This window comes from Flavobacterium sp. GNP001, assembly GCF_054343775.1.
In genome coordinates, this window is the sequence record NZ_JBTGUX010000001.1 from 2,471,439 (window position 1) to 2,487,895 (window position 16,457).

A 16,457-nucleotide genomic window follows, 5' to 3' on the forward strand; every position below is an offset into this window, starting at 1 on the left:
CTATTAATGCAAACTTAAAAGCAAAAAAAGACAATCTTCTTGAAGCTATTTTGGTTTTACAATCATCATCAATCAACCAATCAATCGTGTCATGAAAAAACTGCTCTTTTTTATCCTATTTTTAAGTGCAATCAGCAGCTTTGGACAAAGAAAAAAATTAGAAACAAAATTCGTATCTGACAAAATTGAAATAGACGGAAAAATCAACGAGTCTGTTTGGCAAACTGCGCCAATAGCGGGTGATTTTATCACATTTGAACCTGATAACGGTAAACCAATTCCTGAAAATAAGAAAACTGAAGTGCGCGTTCTTTATGACAACGATGCCATTTACATAGCCGCAATCATGCAAGATGAAAATCCTGAAAAAATTCTTCGCGAAATTACACAACGCGATGATTTTGGTACCTCAGATGTATTTGGAGTTTTTATCAATGGGTTTAATGACGGGCAGCAAGATTTTCAATTTTTTGTAAATGCTGCCGATGGTCAAGCCGATTGTATTGCAACAGACACTAATGGAGAAGATTATTCTTGGGATGCTGTGTGGAGAAGCAAAGCCATAATCACAGATAAAGGATGGAACGTAGAAATGCGAATTCCATATGCTGCATTGCGATTTTCAGCGGAGAAAAAACAAACTTGGGGTCTAAACTTTTTTAGAGAAGTACGCAGAGATCGATTTAAATACACATGGAATTTTATCGACTCCAAATTAGGCACTTTTACACAACAAACTGGAATTTTAGAAGGAATTGAAAATATAAAACCACCAACTCGACTCTTTTTATTGCCTTACTCCTCTTTTTATGTTGATGCCAATTCTCGACAAAAAACAGTAGGAACGCTTAAGGGTGGTTTGGATGTGAAATACGGTATCAATGATGCTTTTACCTTAGATATGATTTTGATACCTGATTTTGGTCAAACAAAATTTGATGATCAAATCCTGAATTTGGGTCCGTTTGAACAACAATTTAATGAAAATAGGCCTTTTTTTACAGAGGGAACTGATTTGTTTAGCAAAGGAAATTTGGTTTACTCTAGAAGGATTGGTGGTAATCCAACGAATTCACCATCAGTTGGAACCAATGAAGTACTTATTGAGAACCCCGCCAATGTAAGTTTAATAAATGCCTTCAAGGTATCAGGAAGAACTAAAAATGGACTTGGAGTAGGAATTTTGAACGCCGTTACTCAAAAAACCTCGGCAACTATAGCTAACACTGTAACTGGAGAAACACGCAGAGAATTACTTGAACCGTTGGCTAATTATAATGTTTTGGTACTTGATCAGCGCTTTCGCAAAAACTCCTCTGTTTCATTTGTAAACACCAATGTCACTCGCGACGGAAGTTTTAGAGACGGAAACGTAACGGCACTAGTTTGGGATTTGAATACTAAAAAAAACACCTACAACTTATCGGGCGATTTTAAATACAGTCATGTCAATGAAGGCTCAACTAAAACTGGAATCAATTCGCAACTTAACTTTGCTGAAACAAGCGGTAAATTTCGCTATGGCATTGGAGGCGATGTCATGAGTAAAGATTTTGACAATAATGATTTGGGGATCAATTTCGAAACCAACTATTATAGCGTTTATGGTAATGCTAGTTACAGAATTTTAAACCCTACTAAATATTTCAATTCCTTTAACACTAGGATTAATGCCTACACTCAATTTCAAAAAGAAACTGGAAAAATACAATCGAGTAATATCAACTATCAGGTGAATTCAAACACCAAAAAAAACCATTACATTGGTTTCGGATTCGATGCTAACCCGGTAGAAACTTATGATTATTACGAACCTCGATCAGCTAATCGTTTCGTAATTCGCCCTACTAGAATTGGCGGTTTTATTTACATTTCGACCAACTACAACAATCCTTTTGCTCTTGATTTTAATCCTTCATTTTCTGTTTTTGATGAAGCAGGTCGCAAATCATATGGCTTCTCTGTGGGACCGAGATACCGTTTCAATGACAAGTTATCATTGAATTACAATTTCAATTTCTCTAGACAAAATAACAATAAGGGTTTCATTGATAGTGTAAATGAAGATCAAAATGCAGCAACACCCAACACAATTGTTTTTGCTAACCGTAATGTGGTAACTTATGCCAATACATTATCAGGTAAATATTCCTTGAACAGTCAAATGACTTTTAACATTGCTTTGCGTCATTACTGGTCGTATGCCGAAAACAAAAATGCACTTACCTTAGGTAATGATGGCCGATTGAATCCAAATAACACTTATAACGCAAACAAGAATTCAAGTTTTTACTCTTGGAATGCCGATTTATCGTACAATTGGTGGTTTGCTCCTGGCAGTCAAGTATCAGTCTTATACCGCAACAATGCAGGTAAATTTGATCGAAGCATCAATAAAGAATTCACAAATAATGTAACTGCTTTGTTAAACAATGATGCCTTGAATCATGTTTTCTCTATTAGTGTTCGCTATTTTATAGATGCAAACCAAGTAGCCAAACGCTTATAACTGCATTAATTTTAAAAATTACAACTGCAAATAATAGAATTATCATTTTTTTTGAAGCTATTTAATCTATTACGCAATTGTGGTTTTCATGTTCCTCAAGATTTTTAGAAATACTTTACCTTTGTTTAAAACTAAAACTAATGAATAAGAAAGTAATTTTAATGATTTTGGACGGTTGGGGAAAATCACCTGACCCGAAAGTATCTGCAATTGACAACGCGCATGTTCCGTTTATAAATCGTTTGTATGTGAACTATCCTAGTGCACAATTGCGCACCGATGGATTGAATGTTGGCCTACCAGAAGGACAAATGGGCAATAGCGAAGTAGGTCATATGAATCTTGGCGCAGGACGAATTGTTTACCAAGATTTAGCAAAAATTAATTTGGCGGTAGCACACGGTACGCTTGCAAAAGAGCAAGTGCTTATTGATGCCTTCACCTATGCTAAAATAAATAACAAAAAAGTACATTTTTTAGGTCTTGTATCTGATGGAGGAGTGCACTCACACACCTCGCATTTGCGCGGACTGATTGATGCCACACAAGAATACGGACTGGAGAACGTTTATGTACACGCTTTTACTGACGGACGCGATGTTGATCCTAAATCAGGAAAAAATTATATTCAAGATCTTCAAGATTATATTGCTCCTACCAATGTAAAAATTGCTTCGGTGATTGGTCGATATTACGCAATGGACCGAGACAGACGCTGGGAACGGGTAAAACTAGCTTACAATTTATTGGTAAATGGTGTTGGAATCCCATCGAATGATGCAGTAGCATCTATAGAAGCTAGTTATGACGAAAATATTACTGATGAATTCATCAATCCGATTGTAATGGTTAATGAATATAATCAACCGCTTGCATTAATTGAAGAGGATGATGTGGTAGTGTTTTTTAATTTTAGAACTGATAGAGGACGCGAGCTTACAGAGGTTTTATGCCAAATGGATTGTCACGAACAAAACATGCACAAACTAAACTTGTATTATGTTACGTTGACCAATTACGATGAAACATATCAAAACGTAAAAGTAGTTTATAACAAAGACAATATCACCGAAACGCTAGGTGAAGTACTTGAAAGAGCCAACAAAAAACAAATTCGAATTGCAGAAACAGAAAAATACCCACACGTAACCTTTTTCTTTTCGGGCGGTAGAGAGCAGCCATTTATCGGCGAAAGCCGAATTTTAAAAAACTCGCCAAAAGTAGCTACTTACGATTTACAGCCCGAGATGAGTGCTTATGATTTAACTGAAGCATTGATTCCTGAGTTAGAAAAAGAGGAGGTCGATTTTGTGTGTTTGAACTTTGCTAATGGTGATATGGTAGGACATACCGGAATCATGAGCGCGGCTATTCAAGCCTGTGAAGCAGTTGATAAATGTGTAGAAAAAGTCATTACAACCGCCCTTGCGCACAACTATACCACACTTGTAATTGCTGATCATGGAAATTGCGAAACAATGATTAACCCTGATGGCAGCCCAAATACAGCACACACCACAAATCTGGTTCCATTTTTATTGGTAGACAAAGAAATAAGAAACGTTCACGACGGAGTTTTAGGTGACATTGCACCAACTATTTTAGAGTTAATGGGAATTGAAAAACCTGCAGTAATGACTTGTAACTCTCTACTATGAAAAAGTACATCATTGCGCTGTTAGCTATCTCTTTATATAGTTGCAGCTCATTAGGAACAGGCCAGAATGGTACACGGGGACAAGATGGTTCAAATGCAATAGGAACCGAGAAAGGTAAAAATGGCGCTCCTGGTAAAAACGGTAAGTCCCACTATAACTAACAATAAATAAAAATCTAGGAGTTGTCAAAAGTAATTTTGAACAGCTCCTTTTTTTATTCATAGAACTATCGTAATTGAGATTAATCAATACACAAATAAAAGTTAAATAGTTATTATCAATAGTGATACTATTATTTTTAAATGCATTTGCATCAAATTATAAATGTGAAACTAATATTTTAATAGTATGAAAAATATTCATACCGGAAAAGTAGAGTTTTTACCAGAAACTTTGCATAACTTGCCACAACTTAAAAAATAATGAAAAAAAACGCCATTCTTTTTTTAGCCCTGTTGTCTCTAGTAGGCAGCAGGACTTTTTCGCAAAATACCCGTATTACTGATAGCAACCAAGTAGGCTGGCTAGGCTATTTTGGTACTGTGAAAATTAGTGATAAATACAGTATTCACTCTGAATATCAGTGGCGTCGTGACAACTACATTCAAGACCCATTACAAGGATTATTGCGTGTGGGTCTCAATTATCAAGCAAATCCAAAATTACAACTCAGATTAGGTTACGCTTGGATAGAGACACAACCCTACGGAGATTTCCCAATCAATGGTTTTGGTAAGGACTTTACCGAGCATCGCATTTTTCAAATGGCTACATTAACAGATAAACTTGCGCTCGTAGATATTTCGCATCGCTTTATGCTGGAGCAACGTTTTGTAGGCCGCTACACCAATGCTGCATTAGAACGTGAAGACGATTATTTGTTATTGCATCGCTTGCGCTATATGCTTCGCGTACAAGTGCCATTAAAAGGAACCAGTATTGCAGACCATACACCTTACCTTGCTGCGTATAATGAAATCTTAATTGGTTTTGGGAAGAATGTAAATGAAAATATATTTGATCAAAACAGGTTAGGACTTTTGTTAGGATACAAGTTCAACAATCAACTTCGTTTAGAGGCTGGCTACTTGAACCAAACCGTCCAATTAGGCCGAGAAATAGAGCAACGCAATGTTTTTCAAAACAACAATGGTTTCATAGTGAACACCATTATAAATATTGATGCCACAAAAAAGTAAATCTCAAGGGCTGCAAGCCATGAATTGCGCAAGCAGCCACTTGAAATTTTTAAAACGCTACATACTCGATTATTAAATTAAAGTTAAAAACACCATATTGATAGTGTTACTATTAACCTTCTTGATACCTTTGTAAAAACCGTAAATAGTTGAAAAATGAAAAAAGTACTTTTGCTCGCGTTTCTTTGTATTTACAATTCCTCAATTTTTCCACAAATCAAAACCGAATCAAACAAGGAATACACCAATCTTGAGGAGGCGCTGCAACATCCTGAACAAATTATTAATTTGAATTTGAGTAATCAAAAACTTAAATTCAATACTATTGATTGGTCAAAATTTACCAACTTAGAATATTTATCTTTAAGAGACGACCATTTAAAGGAAATCCCTGCTAGTATTTTAAAACTAAAATCGCTTAAAAAACTTGACCTAAGTGGAAATGATTTTAATGTTCTACCTTCTGATTTTTCGCAGTTATCGAATTTAGAGGAAATCATATTGAATGACGAGAAAAAGATGAATTTGCCAAAAACATTATCCATCTTAGCTAAACTCCCCAACTTAAAATCGCTGCATCTCGAAGATGACAAATTAACGCAATTTCCAGATGAAATTTTAAATTTTAAAATGCTTGAAAATTTGTATTTAGGAAACAATCAGCTGCAAACCATTCCCGTAATCAAAACGCTTGATCATCTTAAATACCTCGACTTGAAAGGCAATAAAATAAAAGTCGAATTACAGGATATGAAAGACACCAATTTTGGCTTTAAAATCAATTTTTAATTCACCAAAACTCAATAATAAAAGTAACAGTACTTCAAAATGGATTCCATTCTAACAAACATTATTATTTCGGTCAACGATAAACTTTATGTAAAAAATCCCGAAACATCCGCTTTGGGCAAAAAAATTATTGAAAATAGCATCATATTGATTGATCAAATTGGTTTCGAGAATTTTACTTTTAAAAAATTAGGAGAAATAATAGGTTCCAATGAAAGTTCTATTTACCGTTATTTCGAAAGTAAGCATAAATTAATGCTGTATCTATCTTCATGGTATTGGGGCTGGATAGAATACAGGTTGGTTTTTGCCACTAATAATATTAAAAATCCCCTTGAAAAATTAAAAATAGCTGTCAGCATAGTTACGGAAAAAATTGAAGATGACTCTACTACAGCACATATTAATGAGTCTGTTTTAAACAAAATAATTATTGCTGAATTCACTAAAACACTTTTAACAAAGGAAGTAGATGAGGAAAACAAGGAAGGCTTTTTCCTGATTTATAAACGAGTGATCAACCGATTGATTGATATAATTGCACAAGTAAATCCATCTTACCCTTTCGCAAAAAGCTTAGCATCATCAATCGTAGAAGGTGCCTTACACCAACACTTTTTAAAAGACCATTTAAAAACAATTACTAATTGTAATGAAACAGTATCGCCAACTGATTTTTACCTTGATTTAGTAGAAAAAATTGCAATATAAACAACTATGAAAAAAACACCGTTACGTAGATTTTACAACTTACTTTCGTTAGATAAAAAAGATGTTTACCAAATATTTTTCTACGCCATTTTTGCAGGTTTAATTAGCTTATCGTTACCATTAGGAATTCAAGCCATTACTAACTTTATACAATCAGGTCGCGTAAGTGCTTCTTGGATTGTTTTGATTGTTTTAGTCGTTTTTGGAGTAGCACTTGTTGGAATTTTGTCTTTAATGCAATTGCGAATCACCGAGAATTTACAACAAAAAATATTTGTACGCTCGTCTTTTGATTTTGGCGCGCGACTTCCTAAAATAAAAACAGAAGAACTATACAACACCTATCCGCCTGAGTTAGCCAATCGTTTTTTTGATACTTTAACCATTCAAAAAGGAACCTCTAAATTATTAATTGATTTTTCAGCAGCATTATTACAAATCGCTTTTGGAATCATTTTACTCTCACTTTACCACCCCTACTTCATCGTATTTGGTCTTTTGCTTTTTATGCTTTTGTACTTTATTTTTAAATTCTCCTACAATTCAGGTCTTGAAACGAGTTTAAAAGAATCAAAATTCAAATATAAAGTTGCAGGTTGGTTGCAAGAAATGGCGCGTAATAGCTTTAGTTTTAAAAATGATTTGAATTACAATTTCGGGCTTCAAAAAAATAACACGATTGTATCTGATTACTTAAATTACCGCGAAAAACACTTTAAAGTTATCCAAAGACAATTCACGCAATTGATTCTGTTTAAAGTAATAATCACGGCCAGTTTATTATCAATTGGTGGTTTCTTAGTTTTATCACAACAAATGAACATTGGTCAATTTGTTGCTGCAGAAATTATTATCCTTTTGGTTATTAATTCGGTTGAAAAAATCATTTTAGGTTTAGAAACTTTTTATGATGTACTAACTTCAGTTGAAAAAATAGGACAGGTCACTGACTTAAATCTGGAGGAAGAAATTGGGTTTGATAGCGATACCTGCTACAACAGGATAGCATTAGAAACCGAAAATTTAAGCTTTAAATTCCCTGACTCTCCAATTGAAATTTTACAATCTTTATCGATCAAAATTGAACAAGGTGAAAAAATAGTCATTGATGGCGCTAACGGATCAGGAAAAACGACACTTATCCGAATCCTTTCAGGTTTACTTCAACCAACTTCTGGTGCTTTTTACATTAACGACGACACTTTTAAGAAAATCAATTTAAAACAATACCGCTCACAAATTGGTACTATCATTTCGGGCGAAACTCCTTTCGAAGGAACTTTGTTAGAAAACATAACATTCAACGATCCAAGTATTACTAGTGAGGATTTGAAATGGGCAATTGATGGCGTTCAATTATCCGGTTTTATCAAAGCTTTACCAAAAGGTCTTGAAACACCAATTTTTCCAGAAGGCAAGCAACTTTCTTCATCTAATGCTCAAAAGTTACTTTTGGCACGAAGCATTATTCACAAGCCAAAAATTTTGTTTTATGAAGATCCAACTGATGTTATGGATGAAAAAGTGGCTAACGAAATTATTGATTTTATAACTGCAGATTCACACAAATGGACCATCATTGTTTCCTCTAAAAATCCGTATTGGAAAACAAAATGTACTCGAAGAATAACCATGCAAAATGGCATCATACAACTTGATTCAAAAAATATTTAGACATGCTAAACATATCTGAAAACTCCTCCAAGCTGCCTTCATTAGAACGCTTTACTACTGTAAAAAATTTAGTTAATAGGCCACATTATAAAATTCTAAACAAAATAATTGGCGGAGTATCTATAATTGGGGTTATTGCCTTGTTTTTACCTTGGACACAAAACATATCTGGAAGCGGTAGTGTGACCACTCTTAAACCTAATCAACGACCATTATCTATTCAGAGTGTGATTTCAGGACGACTGGAAAAATGGTACGTACAAGAAGGGGATTATGTAAAAAAAGGCGATACCATTCTTTTTATCTCAGAGATTAAAGAAGAATACATGGACCCGAACTTGGTACAAAATACCGCGAACCAAATGAATGCAAAGAAACAATCCTTACTTTCATACGAATCAAAAGTAACCACTTTAGAAGGTCAAATAGAGGCAATTGAACGCGAAAAGGTTTTAAAGCTTCAGCAAGCAGATAATAAAATTAAACAAGCTTTGCTGAAAATAAAAAGTGATAGTATCGATTTAGTTGCAGTGCGAACACAACTTAAAATTGCAACTACACAATACAATCGAACTGTTGAACTGAACAAAGAAGGATTAAAACCTTTAACTGATATCGAAGAAAAACGACTTAAATTACAAGAGGTTGAAGCTAAAATCATTACTCAGGAAAACAAATTGCTAACCAGCAAAAACGAGTTGATCAATACCAAAGTTGAAATTAACCGAATTGGAGCTGAATACGCAGAAAAAGTTTCGAAAGCAACTAGTGATAAATTTACAGCCTTAAGCAATCAATTTGACACTGATGCTCAAGTAAACAAACTACAAAATCAGTACGCTAGCTACAGTATTAGAAACGGAATGTACTACATCAAAGCGTCTCAAAACGGTTACGTAAACAGGGCTTTGCAATCAGGGATTGGTGAAACAATTAAAGAAGGTACACCTATTGCTACAATCATGCCTGCCAAATATGATATTGCTGTAGAAACGTATGTGAATCCTATAGATTTACCCCTTTTAAGCAAAGGCGAAAAAGTTCGTGTATGGTTTGATGGATGGCCAACAATCGTTTTCTCAGGTTGGCCTAATATGTCCTACGGAACTTTTGGTGGAAAAATTGTAGCTATCGAAAATTTCATTAGTCCAAACGGAAAATACCGAGTTTTAATTGCTCCTGACGAAAATGATCACAAATGGCCTAAACAACTAAGCATAGGTGCAGGTGCACAAACACTTGCGTTGTTAAACAATGTTCCCGTATGGTTTGAAATCTGGAGAACACTCAACGGATTTCCACCAAATTATTACAAACCTGCTGCACAGCCTACAAAAGATAAAAAGTAATGAAACAAATACTAGTAGCGTTTTTATTTTTTAGTATCACATTATCCGCACAAACTACTGTTTCAAAAGAATTCACATACACTGAATTCTTAGGTTATGTAAAAAAATACCATCCGTTAGTAAAAAATGCTAATCTTGAAATCAGTAGAGCGCAAGCCAACTTAATGATGGCACGAGGTGGTTTTGATCCAAAAATAGAAGTCGATTTTAGCAAAAAACAATTCAAAGACAGCGAGTATTATTCCATTTTAAACAGTAGTTTTAAAATTCCAACTTGGTACGGTATAGAGATTAAAGCTGGTTTTGATAACAACGAAGGTATTTACCTCAATCCCGAAAATACAGTACCTAATCAAGGACTCACTTCACTGGGAATCACGGTGCCTTTGGGTCAAGGATTACTGATTAATCAACGAATGGCCGATGTGCGCAAAGCAAAAATGCAATTGCAATTGAGTGCCGCTGAACAAAAACTACAAGCGATTGCCGTATTGTACGATGCTTCGATTGCGTACTTCAACTGGAAAAAAAACTTTAACGAAGTTGTTTTATATAAAGAGTATAATGAGAATGCTCAAATCCGATTTAAAGGAATTAAATCCTTAATTGTTCAAGGAGACAAACCTGCAATTGATAGCGTAGAGGCTGGTATTATTGTAAAAAACAGAGCGCTGAGTTTAGAAGACTCTCAATTGAAACTTACAAAAGCAAAACTAGAGTTGTCTAACTTTTTATGGTTAGAAAACAATATTCCGCTTGAACTTGCTGAGGAATTAATTCCAGAGGCACAATTAGAATTCACCATTCAAGAGAGTTTACGAACTAATGACTTGGTGAACCAGGACTTTTCAATTACCAATCACCCAAAGATTAACGCCCTTGAAAGTAAGATTGGAATGTTGAATGTTGACAAAAATTTAAAAGCCAATATGCTTCTTCCTAAGATAGATGTAGGCTATAGTTATCTTTCGGAGCCAAGTTACATTGATAATTACCGCTTTGAAGATTACAAAATTGGCCTCAACTTTTACTTTCCGCTATTTCTTCGCAAAGAGCGTGGTAGTCTTAAAATAGCCAAGTTCAAAATTCAAGAAACTGAATTTGAATTAAATCTTGAAAGAGTACAATTAACCAATAAAATCAACGCTCAAAAAACGGAAATAGAATCACTGTTAAAACAGAAAGAGTTGATAAAAGGCTTGGTGAATGATAATTTAACAATGCTAAAATCAGAAGAGCGACTTTTTTCATTTGGTGAAAGTTCCTTGTTTTTAATCAACACTCGTGAAAATAATCTAGTTACGGCGCAACTCTCTAAAATTGCAATAGAAAACCGTTTTTTCATTTCTAACTCCGAACTTTTTAAAATTATGGCCAATCCGGATTAAATAATTTTAAAATTGTACTTTTGCGAACTGAAAATTCGAAAATATGATTATTCAAAAAACTCTTGAAGAAATTGAATTAATGCGCGAAAGTGCCCTAATCGTTTCTAAAACATTAGGAATGATAGCCTCTGAAATCAAAGAAGGTGTAACTACTTTATACCTAGACAAATTAGCAGAAGCCTTCATTCGTGATCATGGCGCTGTACCTAGTTTCCTTGGCTTGTATGGTTTCCCAAATTCATTGTGCATGAGCCCTAACTCTCAAGTGGTTCACGGAATTCCAAATAATACTCCTTTAAAAAGCGGCGATGTCATTTCAGTAGATTGTGGTGCTTTTAAAAACGGTTACCATGGTGATCACGCCTACTCATTTGAAATTGGAGAAGTAGCACCTGAAACTAAAAAGCTTTTACAGGTTACCAAAGAATCTTTATATGTAGGTATACGCGAACTTCGTGCGGGCAATCGTGTAGAAGATGTGGGTAATGCCATTCAAAAATACAACGAAGCGCACGGTTATGGTGTGGTTCGAGAATTAGTAGGACACGGTCTTGGCCAAAAAATGCACGAAGATCCAGAAATGCCAAATTATGGTAAAAAAGGACGCGGTAAATTATTGGTAGAAGGAATGGTTGTTGCCATTGAACCAATGATTAACATGGGAACGCGTAACATCAAACAACACAAAGACGGTTGGACAATTACCACTGCCGACGGAAAACCATCAGCTCATTTCGAGCATGATGTAGCAATCATCGATGGAAAACCAGAATTGCTCTCTACTTTCGCCTACGTGTACAAAGCTTTGGGGATTGTTAGTAACGAAGAAGATGAGTTTAGAAAAGTGCCTTTGGTGATTTAATTATTTCACGAAGATTCACAAAGAAATCGCAGAGATTCACAAATTTCTATTCAACACTGGTAAACAAATGCAAGAAGAGCTATCAAAAATTCCTGCTGATTTAGAATCACTTTCATACAAAATAATAGGATTAGCAATTGAAGTTCATAGACAATTAGGGCCTGGTCTATTAGAATCAGCTTACCAACAATGTTTATTTTATGAAATAAAAAAAGCAGGTTTGAAAGTTGAAAAAGAAGTAATGCTGCCAATTATTTACAAAGAAATAAAAATTGATCATGGCTATAGAATTGATTTATTAATTGAAGACAAATTAGTCGTAGAATTGAAAACTGTTGAAAGTTTTACTTCGGTACATTTTGCTCAAATTATAACCTATTTGAAACTGGGACAGTATCCACTAGGATTACTAATCAATTATAATTCAAAAATTTTAAAAAACAATATTAAACGATTCATAAACACCGCTAGAGAATTGTAAAACTTTGCGAACCTCTGCGATTTCTTTGTTAATCTCCGTGTCATAAATCATGAAAAGACTTTTCAAAACCGTACTCAATACCATTCCACGTCCGTTATTAATTCGCTTGAGTTATATCGCTAGACCAATCATTGCTTTTACCTTAAAAGGGGACCAATTTACTGATCCAATTGATGGCAAAAGTTTCAAATCGATGTTGCCGTATGGATACGAAACGCAGCGTAACAATGTGCTTTCGCCAAGTACGCTTTCTTTAGAGAGACACCGTTTATTGTGGTTGTACCTCAACGAGCAAACCGATTTTTTCACAGCTCCAAAAAAAGTTTTGCATTTTGCACCCGAGCAGGCTTTTTATAAATTGTTTCGTAAGCAAAAGAACCTTGATTACACTACTACCGATTTGTTTTCTCCATTAGCAGATGTGAAAGCAGATATTTGTAATTTGCCTTTTGGGGACAATCAATACGATGTGATTTTGTGCAACCACGTTTTGGAACACATTCCAGACGACACCAAAGCCATGCAGGAATTGTACCGCGTATTGAAACCCGGCGGAATGGCCATTTTACAAATTCCACAGGACTTAAAAAGAGAGGTAACGTTTGCAGATGATACCATTACCGACCAAAAAGAACGTGCCAAAATATTTGGACAATACGACCACGTGCGCATTTACGGTCGTGATTATTTTGACAAGTTAAGAAGTATCGGTTTTACAGTTGTTGAAGAAGATTACACCAGTAAAATTGCTCATGAACTCGTTGAAAAATACTGTTTAGCCAAAGGCGAAATTATACCGGTTTGTTTTAAATAATTTTTTCAAACAGACTAAAATCCAACACAGATTCCACAAATTTGCACAAAATTATCTGTGTGAATTTGTGGAATCTGTGTCTTTATAACTTAACAATCAAAATACGTTTTACTTTTGCAAGCCGAAAATCATTTCCAGTTTTGCTTTGATCTTAGTTTTGAAGCTAAACTTAATTGCTACATTCCTACTGTCTATGTGGTCGGACATTGCGATACCATCACGTATTTAGAAAAAAAAGCAAGTTCAGAAGTGCTGCAGAGTATGGGCGTTGAGACAAAACAACTCCCACTTGCAACGCAAAAAACACTTAGCATTTGCGAAAGCTTGCAACCAGAAGTCTTGTTTAAAAAATACCGTACGAAAAGTAAAGCTGCCAAAAAGATTGAAGACTTGTTGCAAGACGAGAAATTAAAATTCGGAATTACACAATTCATACAACTGCAATTAGCGTCCTTTTATGCTTTAGTTCGCGAACATGATTTTCCGCTTTCGTTTCAATTAGGTAAAGAAAAAGATTTTCGCATCAGTCGTATTGGCACTCAAAATCCAGCTTTAGAAACTGAACTGCATTTTGATAAACACGAAAACGGAATTTCATACACCTTAAAACTAAAGGAAAGAGACCTCACTTTTTATCCTTCGGACACAACAGTAACATTGTTGTTAGATGAACCGGGATGGTTGGTGGCACATCACAAATTGTATGCATTAAACAGCATCAATTCCAAAAAAATCACCCCTTTTTTAAATAAAAAAACAGTCGGAATTCCTTCAAAACTAGTTCCAGACTATTTTGAAAAATTCATTAAAGACATTGCCCAAAAAGTAGATATCAGCGCTACGGGATTTGAGGTGATCACCCAAACCAGCATTCGTTCTTGCAACCTTCAATTGGTGCATGATTTTTTTAAAAACACCTATTTCATAAGTCTTTCTTTTGATTATGATGGATACGTTTTTGATGCTACTAAAACCAAAAACACTTATACGGAAATTGATTTAAATGACTTAGAGAACATAAAATTAATCCAATACAAGCGCAGTCAAGCTGAGGATCAATTTACGGAATCTCTGCAAACACTTGGTCTTGGCAAACAAGAAAATCAGCTTTTTGGACTTTTGCAAAAAACAGAACAAAAAGACACTTATGCTTGTGTGCAATGGGCATTAGAAAATCGCGTGAAATTAGAGTCATTGGGTTTTTCGTTAGAGAATCTCAAAATCGACGGAAAAAATATTGATAATAATACAGTCACCATTACATTCTCCAACACCATACAAAACGATTGGTTTGATATTAAAATGACTGTGGTGTGTGATGATTTTGAATTCAATTTCAGCGACTTAATTCCGAATATAAAGAGCCAAAACCGATTGTTTCTTTTACCAAACGGGCATTATTTTTTAATTCCGATTGAATGGATGACAAGCTACGGAGCCATGGCCAAACTGGCTAAAATCAACAACGGAACTATGGCAGTGCTCAAAAGTAATTTTGCCGTTTTTGAAGAAATTCCGCAATTAAAACAGACCTTGCATGTAAAAGAAACCGTTCAATACCAACCTTCGCCTTTGGTTAAAGCAACGTTACGACCGTACCAAATAGAAGGCGTACAATGGCTTTTAGAACATAACAACAATGGTTTAGGCGCTTGCTTGGCCGATGATATGGGATTGGGAAAAACATTGCAAACCCTATCAACACTGGTCGCGGTACAAGAAAAATTAGATTTTGAAAAAGCCGAAAACATTCAACTCGATTTGTTTGGTAATGAAATTACTGTTGCCAAAGAGTACCTAAAAGCCTTGATTGTGCTTCCCTCCTCTTTGGTGTTCAACTGGTACAACGAAGCTAGAAAATTTACGCCTCATTTCAGGAGAATTCAATATGTGGGACAAGAGCGTAAACTAATTTCTAAAAAATTAGAAAAATACGACTTGATCTTTACGAGTTATGCGGTGGTGGCGAGAGATCTTTCCATTTTAGAAAAGTATCAATTTCGGTATTTGATTTTGGACGAAAGTCAATACATCAAAAATAAAAACTCGAAAATTTTTCAAGCGATCAATCAAATAAAAACAATCCATAAAATTTCGTTGAGTGGTACGCCAATAGAAAACTCATTAGACGATTTGTGGTCACAAATGCAATTCATCAATCCAAATATCTTGGGGAGTTACGCATTTTTTGCGGAGCATTACAAAATTCCCATTGAGAAAAAACAAGATGAAAACAGTCTGTTGGAACTCAAAAACCTAGTCAGTCCGTTTATTTTGCGTCGAACCAAAGAACAAGTTTTAAAAGACTTACCGGAACTTTCTGAGCAAGTTTTCTATTGTGATATGGAACCCGAACAAGAAAAACTATACGAAGAAGAAAAGTCGAAAGCGAGAAATGCACTTTTAAAAACCGATGGTTCTGGTATTGACAAAATCAATATTATCAATACGTTGATGCGCTTAAGACAATTGAGTAATCATCCTAAAATGATTGATAAAAAATCAGAACTTGATTCAGGAAAATATATTGCGGTAACGCGTTATTTAGAAACTTTGGTACAATCCAATCAAAAAACGATAGTGTTCAGTTCGTTTGTGTCGAATTTGGAATTTTATAAAAAATGGAGCATCGAAAACAAAATTGATTTTTGTGAATTAACAGGCGCAACGCCGCAAAATGAACGAGCGTATCAAGTTCAGAAATTCCAGGAACAAGAGCGCTCAAAATTGTTTTTCATTTCCCTAAAAGCGGGTGGCGTAGGACTAAATATTACCAAAGCTTCGTATGTCTTATTTTTAGATCCGTGGTGGAATCCCTTTGCCGAAAAGCAAGGAATTGGTCGCGCGCATCGTATTGGACAGTTGAATAAAGTAAATGTCGTACGATTCATTACCAAGAATACCGTTGAGGAAAAAATCATTCGTTTACAAGAAAACAAAAAACTGCTTTCGGATGCACTGCTTGATGAAAACCATATCAGCCCTGAAATTGAAGAAAATTTAGATTTTATATTAGCATAAAA

Annotated in this window: 13 protein-coding genes; all 13 read left to right on the forward strand. The window is 35.0% G+C overall.

Features of this window, described 5'->3' with window-relative positions:
• The first annotated feature begins 91 nt into the window (after positions 1-91).
• The 13 genes from ACXX8U_RS10595 to ACXX8U_RS10655 all read left to right on the forward strand — a co-directional run bounded on the left by ACXX8U_RS10595 (position 92) and on the right by ACXX8U_RS10655 (position 16,455).
• On the forward strand, positions 92-2,509 hold the full coding sequence (locus ACXX8U_RS10595) for a DUF5916 domain-containing protein (RefSeq protein ID WP_458565814.1): 2,418 nt from the start codon (positions 92-94) through the stop codon (positions 2,507-2,509).
• A 140-nt stretch (positions 2,510-2,649) separates the two neighbouring features.
• The gene (gene gpmI, locus ACXX8U_RS10600; RefSeq protein ID WP_458565815.1) at positions 2,650-4,167 is read left to right on the forward strand and encodes a 2,3-bisphosphoglycerate-independent phosphoglycerate mutase; all 1,518 of its coding nucleotides are present in this window, start codon (positions 2,650-2,652) and stop codon (positions 4,165-4,167) included.
• Positions 4,164-4,328, forward strand: a complete 165-nt coding sequence (locus tag ACXX8U_RS10605; protein WP_458565816.1) for a hypothetical protein — start codon at positions 4,164-4,166, stop codon at positions 4,326-4,328. Before gpmI ends, ACXX8U_RS10605 begins: the two co-directional genes overlap by 4 nt.
• A gap of 261 nt (positions 4,329-4,589) precedes the next feature.
• A complete protein-coding gene (locus ACXX8U_RS10610) occupies positions 4,590-5,366 on the forward strand; it encodes a DUF2490 domain-containing protein (RefSeq protein WP_458565817.1) in 777 nt (258 codons plus the stop codon).
• A 156-nt stretch (positions 5,367-5,522) separates the two neighbouring features.
• The gene (locus tag ACXX8U_RS10615; RefSeq protein ID WP_458565818.1) at positions 5,523-6,155 is read left to right on the forward strand and encodes a leucine-rich repeat domain-containing protein; all 633 of its coding nucleotides are present in this window, start codon (positions 5,523-5,525) and stop codon (positions 6,153-6,155) included.
• 39 nt (positions 6,156-6,194) lie between these two features.
• The gene (locus ACXX8U_RS10620; RefSeq protein ID WP_458565819.1) at positions 6,195-6,866 is read left to right on the forward strand and encodes a TetR/AcrR family transcriptional regulator; all 672 of its coding nucleotides are present in this window, start codon (positions 6,195-6,197) and stop codon (positions 6,864-6,866) included.
• Positions 6,867-6,872: 6 nt separating this feature from the next.
• On the forward strand, positions 6,873-8,540 hold the full coding sequence (locus ACXX8U_RS10625; protein ID WP_458565820.1) for a peptidase domain-containing ABC transporter: 1,668 nt from the start codon (positions 6,873-6,875) through the stop codon (positions 8,538-8,540).
• 2 nt (positions 8,541-8,542) lie between these two features.
• Positions 8,543-9,889, forward strand: coding sequence for an HlyD family secretion protein (locus ACXX8U_RS10630; RefSeq protein ID WP_458565821.1), 1,347 nt, complete (start codon positions 8,543-8,545; stop codon positions 9,887-9,889).
• Entirely contained in the window at positions 9,889-11,277 is a 1,389-nt protein-coding gene (locus ACXX8U_RS10635) for a TolC family protein (protein ID WP_458565822.1), read from the forward strand. Before ACXX8U_RS10630 ends, ACXX8U_RS10635 begins: the two co-directional genes overlap by 1 nt.
• Positions 11,278-11,320: 43 nt before the next feature.
• Positions 11,321-12,139 (forward strand): type I methionyl aminopeptidase, encoded by an 819-nt coding sequence (gene map, locus ACXX8U_RS10640; protein ID WP_458565823.1) that lies wholly within the window; start codon positions 11,321-11,323, stop codon positions 12,137-12,139.
• A gap of 67 nt (positions 12,140-12,206) precedes the next feature.
• A complete protein-coding gene (locus tag ACXX8U_RS10645; RefSeq protein WP_458565824.1) occupies positions 12,207-12,620 on the forward strand; it encodes a GxxExxY protein in 414 nt (137 codons plus the stop codon).
• Positions 12,621-12,669: 49 nt separating this feature from the next.
• Positions 12,670-13,434 (forward strand): methyltransferase domain-containing protein, encoded by a 765-nt coding sequence (locus ACXX8U_RS10650; protein ID WP_458565825.1) that lies wholly within the window; start codon positions 12,670-12,672, stop codon positions 13,432-13,434.
• Positions 13,435-13,548: 114 nt separating this feature from the next.
• Positions 13,549-16,455: a DEAD/DEAH box helicase gene (locus ACXX8U_RS10655; RefSeq protein WP_458565826.1), complete on the forward strand. Its 2,907-nt coding sequence runs from the start codon at positions 13,549-13,551 to the stop codon at positions 16,453-16,455.
• Positions 16,456-16,457 lie beyond the last annotated feature (2 nt).

Coding starts and splice junctions, on each gene's coding strand:
- ACXX8U_RS10610 (WP_458565817.1), top strand. CDS start 4,590: ATGAAAAAAAACGCCATTCTTTTTTTAGCCCTGTTGTCTCTAGTAGGC.
- gpmI (WP_458565815.1), top strand. CDS start 2,650: ATGAATAAGAAAGTAATTTTAATGATTTTGGACGGTTGGGGAAAATCA.
- ACXX8U_RS10630 (WP_458565821.1), top strand. CDS start 8,543: ATGCTAAACATATCTGAAAACTCCTCCAAGCTGCCTTCATTAGAACGC.
- ACXX8U_RS10625 (WP_458565820.1), top strand. CDS start 6,873: ATGAAAAAAACACCGTTACGTAGATTTTACAACTTACTTTCGTTAGAT.
- map (WP_458565823.1), top strand. CDS start 11,321: ATGATTATTCAAAAAACTCTTGAAGAAATTGAATTAATGCGCGAAAGT.
- ACXX8U_RS10645 (WP_458565824.1), top strand. CDS start 12,207: ATGCAAGAAGAGCTATCAAAAATTCCTGCTGATTTAGAATCACTTTCA.
- ACXX8U_RS10635 (WP_458565822.1), top strand. CDS start 9,889: ATGAAACAAATACTAGTAGCGTTTTTATTTTTTAGTATCACATTATCC.
- ACXX8U_RS10595 (WP_458565814.1), top strand. CDS start 92: ATGAAAAAACTGCTCTTTTTTATCCTATTTTTAAGTGCAATCAGCAGC.
- ACXX8U_RS10650 (WP_458565825.1), top strand. CDS start 12,670: ATGAAAAGACTTTTCAAAACCGTACTCAATACCATTCCACGTCCGTTA.
- ACXX8U_RS10615 (WP_458565818.1), top strand. CDS start 5,523: ATGAAAAAAGTACTTTTGCTCGCGTTTCTTTGTATTTACAATTCCTCA.
- ACXX8U_RS10605 (WP_458565816.1), top strand. CDS start 4,164: ATGAAAAAGTACATCATTGCGCTGTTAGCTATCTCTTTATATAGTTGC.
- ACXX8U_RS10620 (WP_458565819.1), top strand. CDS start 6,195: ATGGATTCCATTCTAACAAACATTATTATTTCGGTCAACGATAAACTT.